Here is a 23248-nt window from a genome sequence, read left to right on the forward strand (position 1 = left end):
TTTCTAATCACTATTTTTGTAATTCAATAAGACACAATGTTAGAAAAAGAAGTAATCAATTTTGAGCGAACCATAATTGTTGGAATCATTACACAAAATCAAAGCGAAGAAAAGTTAAACGAATACTTAGACGAACTAGAATTTTTAACTTATACTGCTGGAGGAGAAGTAATTAAAAGATTTTCACAAAAATTGGAAAAACCAAATCCTAAGACATTTTTGGGAACCGGTAAAATAGAGGAGATTCATTTATTCATCAAAGAGAACAACATATCAACCGTTATTTTTGACGATGAATTATCGCCTTCTCAACAAAAAAATATTTCCAAAATTTTAGATTGTAAAATTCTTGACCGAACCAATTTAATCTTGGACATTTTCGCCCAAAGAGCAGAGACTTCTTATGCAAGAACTCAAGTTGAGCTCGCGCAATGCCAATACTTACTGCCGCGCCTCTCCGGAATGTGGACACACTTAGAACGACAAAAAGGAGGTATCGGACTACGTGGACCCGGTGAAACTGAAATTGAAACCGACCGCCGAATTGTTCGCGACAGAATTGCTTTGTTAAAAGAAAAAATCAGAACAATTGACAAACAAATGTCTGTCCAAAGAAGCAATCGTGGCGCTATGGTTCGTGTTGCATTAGTCGGTTACACCAATGTCGGAAAATCAACCTTGATGAACGTAATCAGCAAAAGTGAAGTTTTTGTAGAAAATAAATTATTTGCCACCCTTGACACTACCGTTCGTAAAGTAGTCATCAAAAACTTACCCTTTTTACTTTCAGACACGGTTGGTTTTATTAGAAAATTACCAACCCAATTGATTGAATCATTCAAAAGTACTCTAGATGAAGTTCGCGAAGCCGACCTTTTATTACACGTCGTAGATATCTCACATCCCGATTTTGAAGAACATATTCAATCGGTGAACCAAATTTTACAAGACATCAAAAGCAATAATAAGCCAACAATTATGGTGTTCAACAAAATTGACGCTTACCAACATTTACAAATCGAGGCGGATGATTTGATTACAGAAAAAACTACCAAACATTACACTTTAGAAGAATGGAAATCGACATGGATGGGTAATGTCGGAGAAAAAAATGCATTGTTTATTTCTGCCACTAACAAAGAAAATTTTGAAGAGTTCAGAGAAAAAGTATACGAAGCAGTGAGAGAAATTCACATCACGAGATTTCCTTACAATAAATTCTTGTATCCAGACTATAAAGATGTAATTGAAGATTAGGTCTATTGTAAATAATAGATATAACCTACATTCAACCAAACATTCCAATCATTAGCCCTATTTTCTAAATAAACAGCCGGGTCAGGATTTAACCCGTCAACCCAATTGGAAAAATAATATTGCCAACGTAAATCTACCATCAAATCGGAAAGCTCTGTTAATTTGTAACGTGTTCCGACACTTCCCACAATTGACCAAACAGTTCCACCCTGGTTGGTGGTAGCGCCCATATATTTTATAGGGGTAGAAATTGGAGTATTTAAATCTCCTAATGTTGAATAAGCCTCGGGATCATAAAAACTAAACTGACCACCCAAACTTATAAATGGCGCCCATGCTCCAATTGTGGAACTAAAATCTCTGATACTTAAAGGAAAATATTCCAATTGCATTCCAACATTTGTAACTGAAGTACTTCCGCGCATGCCTCTTAACTGATTGGCTATTAAAGAAGTTTTACTGTCATCAACCCATCTTCCAAAATGTTGCAATTCGGTTTTATTGTAAGACAATTCACTTCTCAATTTGAAGTGATCATTGAAATAGGTTTCGGGAGTGTAACAATTACATTCCGCTCTATATGAAAAGTTCAGGTAATGAATAATACCGATTCCATATCCTGTATTACCGGCATTAGTAGAGAAATCATGTCGCTCTCCATAATCAGACTGGAAAGCCACAGGACCTACAATAGCTCCTATTTCATGTGAAAAACCAAATTGAGCGAAAATGCTATTTGAAAATGCAAATAACATCAGTGTGGTTATGATAAATTTTTTGGGCATTTGCATACTAATAAGTTCAATTCTCGACAAATATATAAAAACATCATTCAGTTATAAAATAAAATAAAAAATTGTTCATTTATATACGAAAAAAAGCAACAAAAGTTTTAAAAGACAACATTTATAACAACTATCTTTAAATTTTCTTAACATAACCGCAAAAGTTCTGAGAATTTTAAAAAACTTTCCGCCATATTTTTAATAAAATGTATATTTGTCGGAATTTACGAAAACGTTTTCTTAAAAAAATTAAACAGTATATTTTATGTCACAAAGTATTAACGAATTTATCGAATTGGTTGCTAAAAGAAATGCCAATGAGCCTGAATTTATGCAAGCAGTAAAGGAAGTTGCAGAAACGGTAATTCCTTTTATTGAACAAAATAAAAAATACCAAAACAAAATGCTTTTGGAGAGAATGGTGGAGCCTGAAAGAGTAATCATGTTCCGTGTGACTTGGATCGATGATGCCGGAAACACTCAAGTGAATCGTGGTTACCGTATCCAAATGAACTCCGCTATCGGTCCTTACAAAGGCGGAATCCGTTTCCATCCTTCCGTAAATTTAAGCATCCTAAAATTCCTGGCTTTTGAGCAAACCTTCAAAAATAGTTTGACTACTTTACCAATGGGCGGTGGAAAAGGTGGTTCCGATTTTGATCCGAAAGGAAAATCAGATATCGAAATCATGAAATTCTGTCAAGCCTTTATGACTGAACTTTCTAAACACATCGGTGCTGACACCGACGTTCCTGCTGGTGATATTGGCGTTGGCGGAAGAGAAGTAGGTTATATGTTTGGCCAATACAAAAGATTAAGAAACGAATTCACCGGCGTTTTAACCGGTAAAGGAATTTCTTTTGGCGGTTCATTAATCCGTCCTGAAGCTACGGGTTATGGCGATGTTTATTTCGCTCAAAACATGTTGGCTACCAAAGGCGATAGTTTCACCGGAAAAACAGTAGTGGTTTCGGGTTCCGGAAACGTTGCCCAATACGCTATCCAAAAAGCAACCCAATTAGGCGGAAAAGTAGTTACTGCTTCTGATTCATCAGGTTATATTTTTGATGCGGATGGAATTGATGCCGATAAATTGGCCTACATCATGGAAATCAAAAACGTAAACTACGGCAGAATCTCTGATTACGTAGCCAAATATCCAAACGCTAAATTCGTAGCCGGAAAACGTCCGTGGGAAGTAAAATGTGATATCGCTTTACCTTGTGCAACCCAAAACGAATTAAACGGTGAAGAAGCAAAAACATTAGTCGCTAACGGTTGTATCTGTGTAGCTGAAGGTGCCAATATGCCTTCTACTCCTGAAGCCATTGAAGTGTTCTTAAATGCCAAAATTCTTTTTGCTCCCGGGAAAGCTTCTAACGCCGGAGGTGTAGCAACTTCAGGTCTTGAAATGTCACAAAACTCATTGCGTTTGAGCTGGACTTCTGAAGAAGTTGATCAACGATTAAAAGACATTATGGCCAACATTCACGCTGCTTGTGTGAAATACGGAACTGATGCAAACGGTTATACCGATTACGTAAAAGGAGCCAATGTAGCCGGTTTCGTAAAAGTAGCCGATGCTATGTTAGCCCAAGGAATAGTATAATTTTAATACAACCAACCACCAAAAACCGCTGCCGAACCTCATGGCGCGACAGCGGAATAAAAACTTAAAAATGCTCTCTTAATGAGGGCATTTTTTTTGGCTAAATACCAAAACGATAGTTTTTGCGTTTATACTATATTTGTATGCTAATTATTCTCAAATGAAAAAATGCCTGTTATGCTTGTTGATCCTTGTCTTCCAAATTGGGTTTGCGCAACAAAACCAAAATTGGAAAGGCTATTTTTCATACAACCAAATCAAAGATCTCTCCGAATCCGAAAACAAGGTTTATGCCGCTGCCGAAAATGCCCTGTTCATTAAGAACACAGTCACTAATAACCTCCAAACTATAAACTCTATTGATGGCTTATCGGGACAAACCATCTCTGCACTCTATCACAGTGACACTTTTAACAAAACCATTGTAGGCTATGAAACCGGATTGATAATTGTAATTAACAACACCGACGGATCAATGTTGAATGTAGTAGATATCATCAATAAAAACATCCCGGCCAATATTAAAAAAGTCAATCATTTTATGGAGTTAGACGGAATTGTTTATGTTGCTTGTGATTTTGGCATCGTACAATACAATTTGGCTACCTTAGAATTTGGAGATACTTATTTTATCGGACCAAACGGTCAGGAAATAAAAGTTTATCAAACCACTATTTACAATGGTGAAATTTATGCCGATACCCAAAACCACGGTATCAGAAAAGCTTTAATCACAAACCCCAACCTAAACGATTACGCACAATGGCAAGTCTTTGACGGTGGATTTTGGACCGGTTTAGTTACCTTCAACAACCAATTAATTGGGTTAAATGCTAATAACAAGGCCTACAAATACAACGGCACTTTTTTTGAGGAATTAACTGATATAGGTCAACCCGGATTAGATATCAGGGCTACGCCAAATCATTTAATCATCACCTCTCCTAACCACGTATTTGTTTACAATACCGATTTAATCCAAATAGCTCACGTTCAGAACGCACAAATCTCTCCGCCAACCGTCTCATTTACCTGCGGGACGGTAATCAATAATACCATTTATATCGGAACTTTAGAAAACGGATTGCTGGCTTTACCATTAAGTAACACCACAAACTTTGAATTCATAATGCCCGACGGACCAATCAGAAATTACATGTTTGCCATAGACAGCTCGTCTTCCTCTTTATGGGCAACATATGGTGGTTACAACATTTTTTATAATCCGTACACTTTTGTTGGTTTTGATTTGGCTTCATTCGGAATAAGCAAATACACCGAAACCGGATGGCTTAATATACCTTACAGCGAAGTTTTAGGCGCTAAATCTTTAACTAAAGTAACCATAAATCCCAACAACGAAAATCAAGTCTTTATTGGCTCTTATCACCATGGTTTATTGGAAGTTGCCAATGACATTCCCACCACTCTTTACAACGCATCCAACAGCTCATTACAATCTTTAGACAATGCAACCACAACCGGTATCAGGGTAAATGAATCCGTTTTTGACCGAACAGGAAACCTTTGGGTAACCAACAGCAACGTTCAAAAACAACTTAATGTTCTCCGAACTAATGGCCAATGGCAATCCTATAACATGGATGATATCCTGGATAATTTCAGTTTTAGTCATTTGAACAAAATAGCCATTGACAACAGTGGAACCAAATGGATTGCTTCCTATTTGGATGGTGTTATTGCCTTCAATGAAAATACCAATGTCTTTAAAAAAATAACCGAAGGTGCTGAAGTAGGTAACCTTCCCTCAAAAGACGTAAGAGCCATTGCCATTGACAACCGAAATCAAGTTTGGATTGGTACCAACAAAGGGCTACGCGTATTACCAAGCGCCAGCAGTTATAATGGCACAACCCAAATGCGCGCCAACGCCATCATTATTTTGGAAGATGATTTAGCACAAGAACTTTTATACGAACAATTTATTACGGATATAGTAGTCAACGGCTCAAATGAAAAATGGATTGGTACAGCCGATTCGGGTGTTTTTCTTTTTTCTCCTAACGGACAAGAAACGATTTATCATTTCACCAAAGACAATTCCCCATTACCCAGCAATGTCATCAATGACATCGATATCAATCCCGAAACCGGAGAAGTTTTCTTTGCTACCGATAGAGGATTAGTCTCTTTTCAAGGCACTGCTACCAAACCGGCAGACGATTTAAAAAACGTATATGTTTACCCAAACCCGGTACGCCCTGAATTTGTCGGAACGGTCAAAATAGCCGGCTTAATCGCCGATGCGAATATCAAAATCACCGATATCGAAGGCAATTTGGTTTACGAAACTACTTCAGAAGGCGGAACTATCGAATGGGATACTACTGCTTTTGGCAAATACAAAGTCGCTTCCGGTGTTTACATGATTTTTATAGCCGCCGAAGATGCCTCAGAAACCACAGTCAAAAAAGTGATGATTATCAGGTAAAATCCAACCTTAAAATCCCAAGTTCCAATGTTGGTCAAAACCAAGGCGATTGTCATTTCTTCTCTAAAATATCAGGAAAAAAGTCTGATTGTGAAGTGTTTTACTCTAAGTGACGGACTAAAAAGTTATTTTGTGCAAAGTGCTTTTTCGACCAAAAAATCCAACCAAAAGATTGCCTATTTCCAACCGTTGACGCTACTTGAAATCGAAGCCAACCACAAGAACAAAGGCACTCTGGAACATTTCAAAGAAATCAAATTAGCTCACGCTTATCAAACTATTAATACCGACATCATCAAAAGTACCATCGTTATTTTTCTCTCCGAAATGCTCCACCACAGCATACAGGAAGAGGAAAAAAATGAAAACTTATTTCTATTTTTAGAATCGGCCCTACTTTGGCTCGACAATCATGAAGAAACGGCCAACTTTCACCTGATTCTGCTTTTGGAATTCACCAAATTCTTGGGATTTTACCCCGATACATCCGAAATTGAAGGCAAATATTTCGAAATGAATGACGGTATTTTTACTCCGTTTTTAGGCACAAGCTGTCTCAGTGAACACGAAACCTATCTGTTCAAAAAACTTATCTCCTTAAAATTCGACAGCAACCAAAAGGTTTTTGCCGGTATCGAACGCCAAATATTACTCAAAATCTTACTAGACTACTACACCATTCACCTCGACGGTTTCAAAAAACCTAAATCGCTGGAAGTTTTGAAGGAAGTTTTTGCTTAATCTTCCAAAAACGAAGGCTGTTTTTAATTATTCTTAAAAAACACGTCTCAGCCCTCTTTTTTCTTGCTTCTTTTCTCTCTTTTATTCAAAATTCCTTACTTTCGCAACCTGATTTAAGAAAATGACAAAAATGAGTACTAAGTTTACTGAATACAAAGGACTTGACTTGCCAACTGTGGCCACGGAAGTTCTTGATTTTTGGAAAAAAAATAACGTCTTTGAGCAAAGTGTAACTTCTCGTGAAGGTGCTACACCTTATGTGTTTTTTGAAGGTCCGCCGTCTGCAAATGGTTTACCCGGAATTCACCACGTAATGGCACGCGCCATCAAAGATATTTTTTGTCGTTATAAAACCCAAAAAGGGTTCCAAGTTAAACGAAAAGCAGGCTGGGATACCCACGGTTTGCCGGTTGAATTAGGCACCGAGAAAGAATTGGGCATCACCAAAGAAGACATCGGAAAAACCATTTCCATCGAAGAATACAACGAAGCGTGTAAAAGAACCGTAATGCGTTACACCGACGTATGGAATGACCTAACCGAAAAAATGGGGTATTGGGTAGATATGGAAGATCCGTATGTGACTTACAAATCCAAATACATGGAAAGTGTTTGGTGGCTATTGAAACAAATCTATGACAAAGGTTTGTTGTACAAAGGCTATACTATCCAACCGTATTCTCCAAAAGCCGGAACAGGATTATCTTCACACGAAGTCAACCAACCGGGAAGTTATAGAGATGTAACTGACACAACCGTTGTAGCTCAATTTAAAACCAAAAACGAATCATTACCAAGCTTCCTTCAAGGATTTGGTGATATTCACATATTAGCTTGGACAACTACACCATGGACGTTGCCAAGTAACACAGCATTGACAGTCGGGCCAAAAATTGACTATGTTTTGGTGAAAACTTTCAACCAATACACTTTCGAACCGGTTAATGTGATTTTGGCCAAAAATTTAGTCGGAAAACAATTTGCCGGTAAATATTTCGAAGCAGAAAGCGAGGCCGATTTTACCAATTACAAAGCCGAAGACAAAAAAATTCCATACCAAATCTTAACCGAAGCCAAAGGTGCTGACTTAGTCGGAATCCGTTATGAACAGCTAATGCCATTGGTATTGCCATATCAAAATCCGGAAAATGCCTTTAGGGTAATTTCAGGAGATTTCGTGACTACCGAAGACGGAACCGGAATTGTACACACTGCGCCGACTTTTGGTGCCGATGATGCCAAAGTGGCTAAAGAAGCAACACCGGAAGTACCGCCAATGTTGGTTTTAGACGAAATCGGAAATCCGGTACCGTTGGTAGATTTACAAGGAAAATTCATCCAAGGTTTGGGCGATTTGTCTGGTAAATACGTAAAGAATGAATACTACGACGCCGGAACTGCTCCTGAGCGTTCTGTAGATGTAGAAATTGCTATTCAGCTCAAAGAAGAAAACAAAGCCTTTAAGGTTGAAAAATACGTTCACAGTTATCCACACAGTTGGAGAACCGATGAACCATTGTTATATTATCCGTTAGATTCTTGGTTCATCAAAGTAACCGATATCAAAGACAGAATGTTTGATTTGAATGATACCATCAACTGGAAGCCAAAAGCCACCGGCGAAGGTCGCTTCGGAAACTGGTTGAAAAATGCCAACGATTGGAACTTATCGCGATCCAGATATTGGGGTATTCCGTTGCCAATTTGGAGAACAGAAGACAAACAAGAAGAAATGATTATAGGTTCGGTAGAAGAACTGTATAACGAAATAGAAAAGTCCATTGCTGCCGGTGTAGAAACCTCAAATCCGTTCCAAGGTTTCGAAATCGGAAACATGAGCGAGGAGAATTATGATTTGGTGGATTTACACAAAAATGTGGTCGACAATATCACCTTGATTTCTCCATCAGGCAAACCGATGAAACGCGAAAGCGATTTGATTGACGTTTGGTTCGATAGTGGCGCAATGCCTTATGCACAATGGCATTACCCATTTGAAAATAAAGATAAAATAGACGAAAATAAAGATTTTCCGGCCGATTTCATAGCCGAAGGTGTTGACCAAACTCGTGGTTGGTTTTATACTTTACACGCCATTGGAACTTTAGTCTTTGATAAAATTGCTTATAAAAATGTAGTTTCGAACGGTTTAGTTTTAGACAAAAACGGTCAAAAAATGTCTAAACGTTTAGGCAACGCCGTGGATCCGTTCACGACATTGGCAGAATATGGTCCGGATGCAACACGTTGGTACATGATTGCCAATGCGAATCCTTGGGACAATTTAAAATTTGACATTGAAGGTGTAGCCGAAGTGCGACGCAAATTCTTCGGAACACTTTATAATACTTATTCGTTCTTTAGTTTGTATGCTAACATCGATGGTTTCAAATACGAAGAAGCTGAAGTACCATTAAACGAAAGACCTGAAATCGACCGTTGGATTTTATCCGAATTGCACACCTTAATTAAAGTCGTAGACGAAGCTTACGCCGATTACGAACCAACCAAAGCTGCTCGTGCAATTTCCGATTTCGTTCAGGAAAATCTGAGCAATTGGTACGTTCGTTTGTGCCGAAGAAGATTCTGGAAAGGCGAATACGGCACCGATAAAATTGCGGCTTATCAAACCCTTTATACTTGTTTGTTAAACGTAGCCAAATTGTCTGCGCCAATTGCGCCATTCTTTATGGACAAACTTTACAGAGACTTAACGCAGGCAACACATACAGAGGAATTTGAGTCAGTACATTTGGCGAAATTTCCAAATTCAGTTGAAAACTTTGTTGATAAATCGCTCGAGAGTAAAATGATGAAAGCACAGACTGTTTCGTCACTCGTTTTATCGCTCCGCAAAAAGGAGATGATCAAAGTGCGTCAACCTTTGCAAAAGGTAATGATACCAATACTTGACGAGCAACAACGTGCTGAAATCGAGGCCGTTTCCGACCTGATAAAAGCCGAAGTAAATGTCAAAGAAATTGAACTTTTAGATGATGCTTCCGGGGTTTTGGTGAAGCAAATTAAACCGAATTTTAAAGCACTCGGACCGCGTTTCGGAAAGGACATGGGTTTGATTTCCAAAGAGATACAAAATTTTACACCGGAACAAATCAACGAATTAGATGCCAAAGGCGAACTAACGCTTGTTATTTCGGGAAAAAGTATAATTTTATCTTTAGAAGATGTTGAGATTTCTTCGCAAGATATTCCGGGTTGGTTAGTAGCCAATGCTAATGGTATAACTGTTGCGTTAGATATTACACTGACCGAAGAATTGAAAAACGAAGGTATCGCGAGAGAATTGGTCAACCGAATCCAAAACCTTAGAAAAGACAGCGGATTTGAAGTGACCGACAAAATTAAAGTTCAGTTACAACATAATGACATTTTGGCGAAAGCCATTCAAGAAAACGAAAACTATATCAAATCAGAAACCTTAACCGAAACCTTAGTTTTAGACAACGAAGTTTCCAATGGTACTGAAATAGAATTTGACGAGATAAAAACACGAATATTAATTTCTAAATAATTAAGAAAGATTATGGTAGAAGAAAAATTAAGATACTCAGATGCTGATTTAGCAGAGTTCAAGGAAATTATTTTAGCAAAAATTGAAAAAGCCAAAGCCGATTTAGACTTGATAAAAAGCGCCTATATGAACGATTTAAACAATGGTACCGATGATACATCGCCAACGTTTAAAGCTTTTGAAGAAGGAAGCGAAACCATGTCAAAAGAAGCCAACTCACAGTTAGCTATACGCCAAGAAAAATTTATCCGCGATTTAAAAAATGCCCTTTTTCGTGTTGAGAACAAAACCTACGGCGTTTGCAAAGTAACCGGCAAACTAATTTCCAAGGAAAGACTAAAAATTGTTCCTCACGCCACGATGAGCATTGAAGCTAAAAATTTACAACGATAAGATACGATTGTACTTTACTAAGTATAAAAAAGCCTCGATTTCTCGAGGCTTTTTTAATTATAAATCTATTTCGCTTATCAGTGTTAAAGTGAAATTCGGACCGTAATTGTATTGCTTGATATGATTATCCCCTACTACAATCAAGTGACTGTCTAACGGAATAATATCTTTTACATTTCCGGGATAAGTGTTTTCCAGAGTCAAATTAGCACTATTGACTGCGTCAAAAATCTTTAATCCATTCGCGCCGCAACCCACATACAATACGTTGTTTTTAATCCCTAACCCATATGGCTCATCCAATAAATAAGTGGAAAGCAAAGTTGGATTGGCAATATCAGTGACATCGATAAGATTGATTTGGTCGTCAATAGCGCCACAAGTTGAACCGCCGCGAACCGTAATATAAGCTGTGTTTAGATAAACCACCACAGGATCACAGGCTGTAGCGTGCGAAAATCCTGAAACAAAATAGGGGTTGAATTCATCTTCAGCATCAACCGTATACATTCCGGTGGTAGAACCTACGAATAAAATATCTTTCTGTATAAATAAGGTTTCAAATTCGCCACCTCCAAACCATTGGGTCATATACACTTCTTTATCAAAAAAAGCATTAATCGGATCCGAAATATTGAAAACATTTAGTTTATAAGCATCAATGGTGTAAAGGGCATCATTATTAATTTGAAAACGAGCATAAGAACCGCCTGTTCCAACCTGAGAAGCATTAGAGCTCTCAAAAGTAGCTAAGGCATCACCGGCCAAAATCAGATCTTGTCCTTCGGGTCGGTCTTTCATTTCAATGGAAAAACCGGTTATGATTTCATCTCCTGTCGGGTAAACCGTGTAATCATAAAACTCTGCATCTTCAGGATAGGTCGGAGAAAAAGCTACAGAATTTTCAATAGTTCTGACCAAGGTGATATTCTGAATGTCGGAAATATCAAAAACCAATAAGTCTACAAAGTTATCAGCATAAAGGTAATTGCCTTTTACCGAAATATCGTGAACACCTTCCAAATTGATAAAAGCAATATTCAAAGGCGACGCCGGATTCGAATTGTTAAAAACATGCACCCCGGATTCTTGGGCAATGTAAAAAAGATAATTTTCCGCCACATAAATCTTTCCGTTCGATTGGGTTTGTCTGGCAGCAGTAACCGAAATGTCAGCTCTGATTTCAGTCAATGATTTTATCACCGGAACAGCAAATTTAGCCTGCTCATCAGCATCGTCATTATCACAAGAAAAGGACAAAAAAGACAATGCAAAAAGGGTCAATAAATAAATATTTTTCATGTCAATAGTTTATTGGTTATGGTTTGTTTCATAGGATGTGAAAAAACCGCTTGGGTTGCTTCCATCAGTAAAATTAGTAATTCTTTTGTTATCAGCGGTAAATTGTATGGAATGAGAATTATAACTATAAAAATATTATGTTTTTTGTATAATAATATTGCTATTTTTGCGCCATTAAAACCCTAAGAATGTCATTACGCAATTCCATTTTAATCATCGCTATTATTTTATTGGTGGACCAATTCACTAAGATTTACATTAAAACCAATTTTGTTTATGGTGAAGCAGGTCAAATTGACGTAGCCAATTGGTTTAAAATATTGCTGATAGAAAATGAAGGAATGGCATGGGGAACTAAAATTCCGGGAGAAAACGGCAAACTGTTTCTAACTCTTTTTAGAATTTTGGCAGTTTTCGGAATAGGATATTGGTTGTATGATGCCAGTACAAAGCACAGCTCAAGATATTTGATGGTCGCCATTGCTTTGATATTTGCCGGTGCTGCCGGAAACATTATTGATTCCGTTTTTTATGGGGTTTATTTTGACCATAGCTATAATCAGGTGGCCACATTATTTACAGAGAATCCTTATGGCACTTGGTTTCATGGAAAAGTGGTAGACATGTTGTATTTCCCAATCTTCGAAGGTCATTTCCCGGATTGGATGCCTATTTGGGGTGGACAACCTTTCAAATTCTTCAATGCCATTTTTAACGTAGCTGATGTGGCGATATCAACCGGTGTTGGTATTTTGATTGTATTCAACAAAAAAGCTTTCGCTAAAGGAACGGCTATCGAAAACTATAAAGAGTCATAGGCGTTACACAATAGTCTAGTCGAATATCAGTTGTTGAAACATCCTCTATGCTTTCCTCAGGCTCAAAGAACGACAATCCAACTTTGATTACATCTTCCTTGCATTTCGATAAAAAATTATCGTAGAATCCTTTTCCGTAACCCACTCGATTTCCCTTTGTATCATAAGCCAAAAGCGGGACAAAAACCACGTCAATTTTTGAAGTTGGGACTTCTATTCCATCTACGGGTTCGTAGATATTGTACTCGTTTTTTTGAAACTTGGTATTATCCGTAAGCAAATAATGAGTCATTTCTAGAGTGTCAAAATTACTTTTGGCCACCACAATTTCTTTGTCTTTTCCGGCTAAAATTTGCAGGATAAACTCGGTGTCTACTTCTTTTTGCTCTTCTATGGTCAAAAACAAATGAAAATAGGTATTATCCCAAACATCCAATTGCAACAAGCGATTGGCGATGGCCAAACTTTGATCTTCCGTTTGTTCTTCAGAAAGTTGCTGTCTTAGTTCTTTGTATTTTTTTCGTAAGTCTTTTTTAAGCATAATTGATAGCCATCAAATCTTCTATAAAAGTAGTCAAATGTTCTACTTCTACGTGATCCATCAACACAATTTTGTACCACTTGTTGTTTTCGTCGTGTTGCTGTGGTACCAAGTCGTATTTCACGGCTATTTCCTGCGGAATGTATACGGCTTTAATCGTTACGATATTCATATACGGCTCGCGGAAATATTGAATATTCATCGCGTCCAATTGGTTACACAAAAACTGGGTTCGCATTTGCAGCACGCTTACTTTTTCAAACCAACCATTAGGTCCGTAAGTAAATAATATCATCCAAACCGCCACGGCATTGGCACCACTTCTGCTACCGCACAACGTTAAATCCATTCCTTCTACATACTCCGCTTCTTTGGTTAACACGTTTTCGATATAGCCTTTTCGGCAAATAAAAACGCCTGTCCCATAAGGCGCTTGCAACATTTTATGGGCATCAATAGTGATGGAACTAATCTTGGGATTACTAAAATTAATATCCGATTGCTGGTTGCTGAACGGATAAACAAAACCACCGTAAGCACCGTCAATATGAAGTTTGAAATGCAAATTGTATTTTTCAAAAACAGTGATATATTCTTCCGGATTGTCTACTGAGCCAAACATCGTTGTGCCCATATTTGAAACGACAATAAAATACTTTTTGCCTTTGTTTTTAGCCTTGAGGATTATTTCTTCCAACTTGATTTTATCAATTGCACGCGTATCAAAATCAACCGGAATTTTCAGCCAATCGAGTTGTAATAAATTAGACGCTTTCGGAATCGAATAATGCGTGTCTTCTGAAGCCACAATGGCAATTTCTTCTCCTTTGGCATCCAAATTATTCATGAAAAAATTGCGGAACATCCAAATGGCCTGAATATTGGCTTCAGTGCCACCGGGTGAAATGTAACCGTCAAAACCATTCGGCTCTGCCTTAAAAATATCCACGGCTATCACATTCAGCACTTCACGTTCTATATCATGTGTTCCGTTAAAGGCTTTCTCTGAAGTCCCAAAAGTGTGACAGCCAATGTTATTCGGATTCGCTACATATGTTTGCAAAATAGGCGCGTCTTTTAAAAATGGCGCGTCATCGTTAAATACTCTGCTGTCTAATTTTGATGCAGGATAACCCAAGGAAGTGTCTTTTGAAAAATTGACATTGTTGTGTAATGCCTTTTCAATGCGCTCTTTTCTTTCGTTGTTGGTCAGTTTTTTCCAGAATTTCATCCCTATTTTTTTGGCAAAGCTAAAGGATTGACCCAGGAAAAAACATGATAAATGTTAGGCTTTACGCCTCTTGTATTTAAGTAGAATTCCGTTAACTTTGTTTTTATGGAAATCCCATCTATAGAACTCCAACTCCAAACCTTGCCCGATAGTCCGGGTGTTTATCAATATTATGATAAAGACGGGAAAATTTTATATGTGGGCAAAGCCAAAAACCTAAAAAAAAGGGTTTCCTCCTATTTCAACAAACTCCACGACAATGCCAAAACGAATGTATTGGTCAAGAAGATAGTGGAAATCAAACATATAGTCGTTACCTCTGAAGCTGATGCGCTTTTGTTGGAAAACAACCTCATCAAAAAACTGCAACCACGTTATAATGTACTGCTCAAAGACGACAAAACCTATCCTTGGATTTGCATCAAAAAAGAACCGTTTTCCAGAATCTTCCCAACGCGAAGAATGGTCAAAGACGGTTCGGAATATTTTGGCCCGTACACCAATTTCAAAACAGTCAACACGATTTTAGATTTAATTAAAGAACTGTATCCGTTGCGCACCTGCAACTACGATTTAAGCCAAGCCAATATCAAGTCGGGGAAATACAAAGTGTGTTTGGAATACCATATCGGCAACTGTAAAGGTCCGTGTGAAGGCTATGAAACTTTGGAACATTACCAAAAACAAGTCGATGCCATTCGCGAAATCCTAAAAGGCAATTTCAAAGACAGTTTGCGCGATTTCAAAAAACTGATGCAGGAATTGGCCATGGAAATGAAATTCGAAGCTGCCCAAAAAGTCAAAGAAAAAATTGAAGTTTTAGAAAACTATCAATCACGCTCCACGATTTTGAATCCGAAAATTTCTAATGTGGATGTGTTTTCTATTGTTTCTGATGAAACGATGGCTTATGTCAATTTTTTACAAATTTCTCACGGTGCCATTATCCGTTCGCACACTTTGGAAATCAAAAAGAAGCTAGACGAAACCGATGAAGAGTTATTAGAATTAGCGGTTGTTGAATTAAGAGAACGCTTTCACCTGACGACTAAAGAAATTATTTTGCCTTTTGAACTCGATTTTGGCGACAAAATAAAAGTCACCGTACCACAATTGGGGGACAAAAAACAAATTTTAGAACTGTCGCAGCGCAATGCCAAATACCAGCGTTTGGAACAATTGAAACAAATTCAAATCGTTGATCCGGAACGCCACACTAACCGCATTATGGCACAAATGCAAAAGGATTTAAGGCTTTCAATTGAACCGCGACATATTGAATGTTTTGACAATTCAAACATTCAGGGAACTAATCCGGTTTCGGCTTGTGTGGTTTTTAAAGATGGAAAGCCCAGCAAAAAAGACTACCGCCATTTCAATATCAAAACTGTTGAAGGACCGAATGATTTTGCCTCAATGGAAGAAGTCGTTTACCGAAGATACAAACGCATGTTAGACGAAAAGCAACCTCTACCACAACTCATCATTATTGACGGAGGCAAAGGACAATTATCTTCAGCATTAAAAAGTATTGACGATTTAGGTTTACGTGGTAAAATAGCCATCATTGGCATAGCCAAAAGACTGGAAGAGTTATTTTATCCCGGCGATTCAGTTCCTTTGTATTTGGACAAAAAATCGGAAACTTTAAAAATCATCCAACATTTGCGCAACGAAGCGCATCGTTTCGGAATTACCCATCATCGGGACAAACGCAGCAAATCGGCTTTGCAAACTTCGATGGAAACCATCCCGGGAATTGGTGAAAAAACCATGTTGGCTTTAATAAAACATTTTAAAAGTGTTAAAAGATTGCAATTGGCCACCGAAAAAGAAATTTCTGAGGTTATTGGTGCCTCAAAAGCCAAAAAAATTTCCGAATTTTACAACATTGGTAAATCCTAGTCTCAATTTATGAAAAAAACTATACTACTTCTTGTTGGACTCTTTTTTCTTCAAGTGGTTGTGGCACAAGATTCGACTAAAGCCAAAAGACCAAAAATCGGTTTGGTGCTTAGTGGCGGCGGTGCCAAAGGGTTTGCTCATATTGGTGTTTTAAAAGTTTTAGAAGAATCCGGAGTTAAAATAGATTACATCGGCGGCACCAGTATGGGCGCAGTAGTTGGTGGTTTGTATGCGTCGGGTTACAGCGCGGCTCAAATCGATTCTATTTTTTACAACACTAACTTTGACGAATTGTTGCAAGATTACATTCCGCGTTCTTCCAAAAATTTTTATGAGAAGCGAAATGACGAAATGTATGCTATCTCATTGCCTTTCCACAAATTCAAAATCGGCATTCCCATTGCGCTTTCCAAAGGAATGTACAATTATAATTTATTGTCAAAACTAACGCATAAAGTCAGACATGTTAGAAAATTTGACGAACTCCCGATTCCTTTTTTATGCCTAGCCACTGATATAGAAACCGGAGAAGCCATCATCTTAAAAGACGGTTATTTGGCGCAAGCTTTATTAGCGAGTTCTGCTTTTCCCTCCTTATTTTCTCCTGTAGAAATTGACGGCAGGGTTTTAATTGACGGCGGCGTGGTTAACAATTATCCGGTAGAAGAGGTTCGTAAAATGGGTGCCGACATTATTATTGGGGTTGATGTTCAAGATGATTTAAAAGATCGTGACGCGTTGAAAGATGCTACTCGGATTTTAGTACAAATCACTAACCTGGACATGATCAAAAGCATGAACGATAAAAAGAAAATCACTGATATTTATATCAAACCCGACATTTCCAATTATGGCGTGATTTCGTTTGATCAAGGACGTGAAATCATCAAAAAAGGGGAATTAGCCGCGTTGCTCGAATTAGATAAAATAAAAAAGTTGTCCAACCCGGAAAATGAATTCAAACTCAATAATCACTTAACCGATAACGACACCTTATTCATAAAAAGCATCAGTTTAAACAAATTGGACAATTACACCAGAGCTTATGTATTGGGTAAACTACGCTTTAAAAACGGAAAAAAAATCAGTTACGAAGATTTGAAAACCGGAATCAATAATATCAATGCAACCCAAAATTTCAGCCGAATCAGTTATACCATTGAGCCTTATCAAGGTGCCGATGAATTGAAATTAAACCTGACCGAAAACACCACCAAAACTTTTTTGAAATTTGGTTTGCATTACGACGGCTTGTATAAAAGTGCATTATTGACCAACATTACCCAGAAAAAGTCGCTTTTCAAAAACGATGTTGTTTCGCTTGACGTTGGACTTGGCGATAATATTCGCTACAATTTAGATTACTATATTGACAATGGATTTTATTGGAGTTTCGGGCTCAAATCCAGATTCAATCAATTCAATCGCAATGTAGAAACCGATTTCAGAGACGGAGAAGTTTTAGGCCAATTGGGTTTGAGCTCTATCAATATTGACTTTTCAGATTTCACCAACCAAGCTTATATGCAAACCGTTTTTATACAAAAGTTTCTCATTGGCGCCGGATTGGAATTCAAACACCTGAAAATTAGATCCGAAAATCTGGGAGAAACCAATCCAACTTTCGAAAAAAGCAATTACACCAGCATTTTTGGGTATATGAAATATGATTCTTTTGACAACAAATTATTCCCCAAAAAGGGATGGTTCTTCTCAGGGGATATCCAATCATTTATCTATTCTTCCGATTATACCCAAGAATTTAATCGGTATTCCATCGCCAAAGGAGAAATTGGAATTGTGAAAACATTCTACAAAAAAGCGACGGTCAAATTACAATCTGATTTAGGATTTGTTTTTGGCAATGACAGTGTCCACTTTTTTGATTTTGTGCTTGGTGGTTATGGCTACAACACAATCAACAACTTTAAACATTTTTATGGTTATGATTTTTTGAGTTTGGCTGCTGATAGCTATATCAAGTCTTGTATTACTTTTGATTACGAGTTTTTCAAAAAAAACCACATCAATTTTGCCGCCAATTTTGCCAATGTGGAAGATGATTTGTTCCGAACAGGCAATTGGCTTTCCAAACCCACCTACAACGGTTATGCCATTGGCTATGCCTTGGAATCAGTCATCGGTCCGGTAGAAGTAAAATATACTTGGTCGCCCGAACTTACCCGAGGCTATACTTTTATCAGCGTCGGTTTTTGGTTCTAAAATTTTAATTCCATCTCAAAAAATATATTTTTGCAATACGTGAAACATAAAAAACTATATTTGAAAGCTATTAACTAAACGAACTATTTATGTCAATTTGGAAAAGAAAACCCATGGCGCTATTATTAGCAGAAGCGTCAGAATCTGAAAAAGGATTGAAAAGAACATTAACCGCTTGGTCTTTGGTTGCCTTGGGAATCGGAGCTATCATTGGCGCCGGTTTATTCGTTAGAACTGCCACTGCTGCTGCTCAAAATGCCGGACCTTCAGTAACCATTGGTTTTATTGTAGCCGCTATCGGTTGTGCTTTAGCCGGATTATGTTATGCCGAATTGTCCTCTTCTATTCCCATTGCCGGAAGTGCTTACACTTACACCTATGCCACTATGGGTGAATTCTTGGCGTGGATCATCGGTTGGGATTTAATTTTAGAATACGCTGTTGGAGCAGCTACTGTAGGTATTGCTTGGAGTGAATACCTCAACAACCTGCTGGTCAATGTGCTCCATGTGAGCCCAATTCCGTATGAGTTTTGTCATTCCCCTTTCCAAACTTCTGTAGATGGCGTTAACGGAATCATCAATTTACCGGCTTTATTTATTGTTGGAGCCATTAGTTTACTTCTAATCAAAGGAACACAAGAATCCGCTTTTGTAAACGGAATCATTGTCGTTGTGAAAGTGGCTATTGTAGTAATGATTATTGTTTTTGGTTGGAGTTTTATTGATGATGCCAATCATACGCCTTACATTCCTGAACCAAGCGTTTTTACTGATGAACATGGAATCGGACATAGTTATGGTGGTATTTTAGGAATTCTCGGTGCTGCGGGAACAGTATTCTTTGCTTTCATCGGATTTGATGCCGTGAGTACAGCCGCTCAGGAAACCAAAAATCCAAAACGCGATATGCCAATCGGTATTTTAGGCTCATTGGCTATTTGTACCGTTTTGTACATTCTTTTTGCACACGTTTTAACCGGTTTAGAATCAGTAGAATTCTTCAGAACAGGAGGAAAAGAAGCCTCTGTTGCCAATGCCATTGCTTCAGCAATGCCGGGTTACGAATGGTTAGGTCAGTTTGTTACTGTGGCCATCTTAGCCGGATTCTCTTCTGTTATTTTGGTAATGTTATTAGGCCAATCGAGAGTTTTCTATTCTATGGGTAATGACGGATTGTTGCCAAAAGCTTTCAGCGAAGTACATCCTAAATACAAAACACCATACAAAGCCAACTTAGCTATCCTTGTGATTGTAGGCCTTTTTGCTGCCTTTGTTCCCGGAGATATTGTAGGTGATATGACCAGCATTGGAACCCTATTCGCCTTTATCTTAGTTTGTGTTTCTGTAATTGTTTTAAGAAAAACAGAGCCGAATATGAAACGTGAATTCAAAACACCTTTGGTACCATTAGTACCAATATTAGGAATTTTAGTTTGCTTGGCTATGATTTATGGTTTAGGTTGGACCAATTGGTTAAGACTACTTGGTTGGTTAGCCCTAGGCTTTATTGTTTACTTTGGTTACAGCAAAAAAAGAAGCAAGCTGAACAACCCAAATAATCAAGAATAATTCGATTATAAAATTTACCTCAAAAGGATTAAAGTATCACTCAAAATGCTTTAATCCTTTTTTGTTTTTTTAAAAATTTGATAATTATCATTTTTGGAATTTATATTATTACGATATTTGTATAGCAAAAAATCATGTTATGATAATACTATTGGCCATTATTGCCGCTTTTGGCATGGGAATCATTGTAGGTAAAAATCTTAAAGACAAATAATCTCTCAGACATGACTTCGGCTTGGCAAGATTTATTGGCGCATTTAAAATTCCTCATCAAGAGAAATCCTGAGTGAGCGAAGTTTCTTTTATGCGAATAATTACAAATTTGAATTCATTTTCAAATTATTTCATTTTCAAATTTTCACTCGAGGGCAATGCCCGAACTGAGCGAAGCTAAATTAAAAGATTATGCCACTATATCATAAATTGGGAAATATTCCCCCAAAAAGACATACCATCTTCCGCAAACCTAACGGAGATTTGTACTACGAACAATTGTTCGGTACCGTTGGTTTCGACGGCATGTCTACCAATTCTTATCACGAACACCGTCCAACACAAGTCAAGGAAATCAGAAGGCAATACAGCGTAGCACCCAAGATTTCAAAAGCCAATAACATTCAATCCTATCGCCTTCGCGGGTTTCAGGTCAATCCTGAAAACGACTTTTTGGAAAGCCGAAAAATCGTCTTAACCAACTCGGATTGTCACATTGTTTTGGCCGCACCTAAAAAATCAACCACCGAGTATTTCTATAAAAATACCGATTCCGATGAAATGATTTTCATCCACAAAGGTTCCGGAAAATTGAGAACCATGTTGGGCAATATTGATTTCAAATACGGAGATTACCTAATCATCCCACGAGGTATCATTTACAAAATAGATTTTGATACCGAAGACAATCGCTTGTTCATCGTAGAATCACACCGACCGATTTATACCCCAAAACGTTACAGAAACTGGTTCGGACAGTTATTAGAACATTCCCCGTTCTGCGAACGAGATATCCGTCGTCCATACGAATTAGAAACGTATGACGAAAAGGGAGAATTTGTCATCAAAGTAAAAAAGAAAGACGAAATTTTCGATATGGTTTATGCCACACATCCTTTTGATGTTATTGGCTACGACGGTTACAATTATCCGTATGCGTTTTCAATCCACGACTTCGAGCCGTTAACCGGAAGAATCCACCAACCGCCTCCGGTACACCAAACTTTTGAAACCGATGCATTTGTGGTTTGCTCTTTCGTACCGCGTTTATACGATTACCATCCGGATGCCATTCCGGCACCATACAACCACAGCAACATCGATTCTGATGAAGTATTGTACTATGTCGATGGCGATTTTATGAGTCGTAACGATATCGAAGCCGGACACATTTCACTTCACCCGGCCGGAATTCCACACGGTCCGCACCCGGGAGCTGCCGAGAGAAGTATCGGTAAAAAAGACACCCAAGAATTGGCCGTAATGGTAGACACGTTCAAACCGTTAATGGTCACCGAAGAAGCCATGAAAATTGCCGACGATAAGTATTATCAATCTTGGTTAGAATAATTAGGAGCTGTTTCCCGCTTTCCGCGCTACATGGTAGCCAGCTGCAATCGGGGCTAAAAAAAGTAAACAAACAACTTCACGATAAGCATACAAAAACCTTGCATTCGTGACAAAAACAAATACCATGAGTAAAGAAATAAAATCCGTAGAATACGGTTTAGAAAAAATATTCGAAGGCGCACAAGATTTTCTGCCGCTTTTAGGAACCGATTATGTAGAGTTTTACGTGGGTAACGCCAAACAAGCTGCCCATTTTTACAAAACCGCTTTCGGTTTTCAATCACACGCTTATGCCGGACTTGAAACCGGAATGAGAGATCGCGCTTCTTACGTTTTAAAACAAGACAAAATCCGTTTGGTATTAACAACCGCGCTGAATAGTGATTCTCCTATTGGTGAACACGTAAAAAAACATGGAGACGGCGTAAAAATTATTGCTTTATGGGTAGAAGATGCTCGCTCAGCCTTTGAAGAAACCATCAAACGTGGCGCCAGAGTTTACCTGGAACCCACCGTAGAAAAAGACGAACACGGCGAAGTAGTTCGCGCCGGAATTTATACTTATGGTGAAACCGTTCACATGTTTGTAGAACGCAAAAATTACCATGGTGCATTCTTACCGGGCTACAAAGAATGGAAATCCGATTACAATCCGAAGCCGGTTGGTTTAAAATATGTAGACCACATGGTAGGTAACGTAGGTTGGAACGAGATGAATACTTGGGTAAAATGGTACGAAGACGTAATGGGATTTGTAAACTTCCTTTCCTTTGACGACAAACAAATTACTACCGAATATTCTGCCTTGATGTCAAAAGTAATGAGCAATGGTAACGGAAGAATAAAATTTCCTATCAACGAACCGGCAGAAGGGAAAAAACGTTCACAAATCGAAGAATATTTAGATTTCTATGAAGGTTCCGGTGTACAGCACATAGCAGTTGCTACCGATGATATCATCACTACCGTTGCCGATATGCGTGCCAGAGGAATCGAGTTCTTAACCACGCCGCCTCAAGCGTATTATGATGCGATTCCGGAAAGATTGAAAGACCATATGAGCAAATTCAAAGAAGACATCAATGAACTTCAAAAGTTAGGGATTATGATTGATGCAGATGATGAGGGTTACTTATTACAAATTTTTACGAGACCGGTTGAAGACAGACCAACCTTATTCTTCGAAATCATTCAAAGAATGGGTGCCAGAGGTTTTGGCGCAGGAAATTTCAAAGCTTTATTTGAATCTATCGAAAGGGAACAAATGTTGCGAGGAACATTGTAAAAATTAAAATTTGTTAAACATAATTTAAAAAATAGCCTTA

General features: G+C 38.1%; 16 protein-coding genes. 12 read left to right on the forward strand and 4 right to left on the reverse strand.

Annotation, left to right across the window (positions count from 1 at the left end):
* Positions 1 to 36 precede the first annotated feature (36 nt).
* Complete coding sequence (gene hflX, locus P7V56_RS01535; RefSeq protein WP_171221432.1) at positions 37 to 1257, forward strand: GTPase HflX; 1221 nt, start codon at positions 37 to 39, stop codon at positions 1255 to 1257.
* 2 nt (positions 1258 to 1259) lie between these two features.
* Here hflX and P7V56_RS01540 read toward each other — a convergent pair whose 3' ends face one another.
* Positions 1260 to 2042: a THC0290_0291 family protein gene (locus tag P7V56_RS01540; protein ID WP_171221431.1), complete on the reverse strand. Its 783-nt coding sequence runs from the start codon at positions 2040 to 2042 to the stop codon at positions 1260 to 1262.
* A 265-nt stretch (positions 2043 to 2307) separates the two neighbouring features.
* Here P7V56_RS01540 and gdhA point away from each other — a divergent pair, with 265 nt between their 5' ends.
* From gdhA to P7V56_RS01565, 5 genes are all read left to right on the forward strand, one after another.
* On the forward strand, positions 2308 to 3651 hold the full coding sequence (gdhA, locus tag P7V56_RS01545) for an NADP-specific glutamate dehydrogenase (RefSeq protein WP_171221430.1): 1344 nt from the start codon (positions 2308 to 2310) through the stop codon (positions 3649 to 3651).
* A gap of 160 nt (positions 3652 to 3811) precedes the next feature.
* Positions 3812 to 6103, forward strand: a complete 2292-nt coding sequence (gene porZ, locus P7V56_RS01550; protein ID WP_171221429.1) for a type IX secretion system anionic LPS delivery protein PorZ — start codon at positions 3812 to 3814, stop codon at positions 6101 to 6103.
* 27 nt (positions 6104 to 6130) lie between these two features.
* Positions 6131 to 6844 (forward strand): DNA repair protein RecO, encoded by a 714-nt coding sequence (recO, locus tag P7V56_RS01555; RefSeq protein WP_171221428.1) that lies wholly within the window; start codon positions 6131 to 6133, stop codon positions 6842 to 6844.
* Between the two features lie 130 nt (positions 6845 to 6974).
* Positions 6975 to 10376 (forward strand): isoleucine--tRNA ligase, encoded by a 3402-nt coding sequence (ileS, locus tag P7V56_RS01560; protein WP_171221427.1) that lies wholly within the window; start codon positions 6975 to 6977, stop codon positions 10374 to 10376.
* A gap of 12 nt (positions 10377 to 10388) precedes the next feature.
* On the forward strand, positions 10389 to 10769 hold the full coding sequence (locus P7V56_RS01565; RefSeq protein ID WP_121312043.1) for a TraR/DksA family transcriptional regulator: 381 nt from the start codon (positions 10389 to 10391) through the stop codon (positions 10767 to 10769).
* Between the two features lie 57 nt (positions 10770 to 10826).
* Here the strand turns inward: P7V56_RS01565 and P7V56_RS01570 are convergent, their stop codons facing one another.
* On the reverse strand, positions 10827 to 12071 hold the full coding sequence (locus tag P7V56_RS01570) for an LVIVD repeat-containing protein (RefSeq protein ID WP_171221426.1): 1245 nt from the start codon (positions 12069 to 12071) through the stop codon (positions 10827 to 10829).
* Between the two features lie 188 nt (positions 12072 to 12259).
* Between P7V56_RS01570 and P7V56_RS01575 the strand changes: the two genes are divergently transcribed.
* On the forward strand, positions 12260 to 12889 hold the full coding sequence (locus P7V56_RS01575; RefSeq protein WP_171221425.1) for a lipoprotein signal peptidase: 630 nt from the start codon (positions 12260 to 12262) through the stop codon (positions 12887 to 12889).
* Here the strand turns inward: P7V56_RS01575 and P7V56_RS01580 are convergent.
* The gene (locus P7V56_RS01580) at positions 12864 to 13430 is read right to left on the reverse strand and encodes a 5-formyltetrahydrofolate cyclo-ligase (RefSeq protein ID WP_171221424.1); all 567 of its coding nucleotides are present in this window, start codon (positions 13428 to 13430) and stop codon (positions 12864 to 12866) included. The genes P7V56_RS01575 and P7V56_RS01580 overlap by 26 nt on opposite strands.
* Positions 13423 to 14661, reverse strand: a complete 1239-nt coding sequence (locus P7V56_RS01585) for a pyridoxal-dependent decarboxylase (protein ID WP_171221423.1) — start codon at positions 14659 to 14661, stop codon at positions 13423 to 13425. The genes P7V56_RS01580 and P7V56_RS01585 overlap by 8 nt, the downstream gene beginning before the upstream one ends.
* A 105-nt stretch (positions 14662 to 14766) precedes the next feature.
* Between P7V56_RS01585 and uvrC the strand changes: the two genes are divergently transcribed.
* From uvrC to hppD, 5 genes are all read left to right on the forward strand, one after another.
* A complete protein-coding gene (gene uvrC / locus P7V56_RS01590; RefSeq protein WP_171221422.1) occupies positions 14767 to 16566 on the forward strand; it encodes an excinuclease ABC subunit UvrC in 1800 nt (599 codons plus the stop codon).
* Positions 16567 to 16575: 9 nt separating this feature from the next.
* Entirely contained in the window at positions 16576 to 18789 is a 2214-nt protein-coding gene (locus P7V56_RS01595; RefSeq protein WP_171221421.1) for a patatin-like phospholipase family protein, read from the forward strand.
* A gap of 89 nt (positions 18790 to 18878) precedes the next feature.
* Entirely contained in the window at positions 18879 to 20360 is a 1482-nt protein-coding gene (locus P7V56_RS01600; protein ID WP_171221420.1) for an amino acid permease, read from the forward strand.
* 405 nt (positions 20361 to 20765) lie between these two features.
* Positions 20766 to 21923, forward strand: coding sequence for a homogentisate 1,2-dioxygenase (locus tag P7V56_RS01605; RefSeq protein ID WP_171221419.1), 1158 nt, complete (start codon positions 20766 to 20768; stop codon positions 21921 to 21923).
* Between the two features lie 124 nt (positions 21924 to 22047).
* Positions 22048 to 23208 carry a 4-hydroxyphenylpyruvate dioxygenase gene (gene hppD / locus P7V56_RS01610; RefSeq protein WP_171221418.1) on the forward strand — a complete coding sequence of 387 codons (1161 nt, stop codon included), beginning with the start codon at positions 22048 to 22050 and terminating at the stop codon, positions 23206 to 23208.
* Positions 23209 to 23248 lie beyond the last annotated feature (40 nt).

It is taken from the genome of Flavobacterium sp. IMCC34852 (assembly GCF_030643905.1).
Lineage (GTDB): Bacteria > Bacteroidota > Bacteroidia > Flavobacteriales > Flavobacteriaceae > Flavobacterium > Flavobacterium rivulicola.

Excerpts from the sequence above, each read along its gene's own strand:
- porZ (WP_171221429.1), top strand. The coding sequence starts at position 3,812 with ATGAAAAAATGCCTGTTATGCTTGTTGATCCTTGTCTTCCAAATTGGG.
- recO (WP_171221428.1), top strand. The coding sequence starts at position 6,131 with ATGTTGGTCAAAACCAAGGCGATTGTCATTTCTTCTCTAAAATATCAG.
- P7V56_RS01585 (WP_171221423.1), bottom strand. The coding sequence starts at position 14,661 with ATGAAATTCTGGAAAAAACTGACCAACAACGAAAGAAAAGAGCGCATT.
- P7V56_RS01605 (WP_171221419.1), top strand. The coding sequence starts at position 20,766 with ATGCCACTATATCATAAATTGGGAAATATTCCCCCAAAAAGACATACC.
- hppD (WP_171221418.1), top strand. The coding sequence starts at position 22,048 with ATGAGTAAAGAAATAAAATCCGTAGAATACGGTTTAGAAAAAATATTC.
- P7V56_RS01570 (WP_171221426.1), bottom strand. The coding sequence starts at position 12,071 with ATGAAAAATATTTATTTATTGACCCTTTTTGCATTGTCTTTTTTGTCC.
- P7V56_RS01575 (WP_171221425.1), top strand. The coding sequence starts at position 12,260 with ATGTCATTACGCAATTCCATTTTAATCATCGCTATTATTTTATTGGTG.
- P7V56_RS01595 (WP_171221421.1), top strand. The coding sequence starts at position 16,576 with ATGAAAAAAACTATACTACTTCTTGTTGGACTCTTTTTTCTTCAAGTG.
- gdhA (WP_171221430.1), top strand. The coding sequence starts at position 2,308 with ATGTCACAAAGTATTAACGAATTTATCGAATTGGTTGCTAAAAGAAAT.
- P7V56_RS01600 (WP_171221420.1), top strand. The coding sequence starts at position 18,879 with ATGTCAATTTGGAAAAGAAAACCCATGGCGCTATTATTAGCAGAAGCG.
- hflX (WP_171221432.1), top strand. The coding sequence starts at position 37 with ATGTTAGAAAAAGAAGTAATCAATTTTGAGCGAACCATAATTGTTGGA.
- P7V56_RS01540 (WP_171221431.1), bottom strand. The coding sequence starts at position 2,042 with ATGCCCAAAAAATTTATCATAACCACACTGATGTTATTTGCATTTTCA.
- uvrC (WP_171221422.1), top strand. The coding sequence starts at position 14,767 with ATGGAAATCCCATCTATAGAACTCCAACTCCAAACCTTGCCCGATAGT.
- P7V56_RS01565 (WP_121312043.1), top strand. The coding sequence starts at position 10,389 with ATGGTAGAAGAAAAATTAAGATACTCAGATGCTGATTTAGCAGAGTTC.
- ileS (WP_171221427.1), top strand. The coding sequence starts at position 6,975 with ATGAGTACTAAGTTTACTGAATACAAAGGACTTGACTTGCCAACTGTG.
- P7V56_RS01580 (WP_171221424.1), bottom strand. The coding sequence starts at position 13,430 with ATGCTTAAAAAAGACTTACGAAAAAAATACAAAGAACTAAGACAGCAA.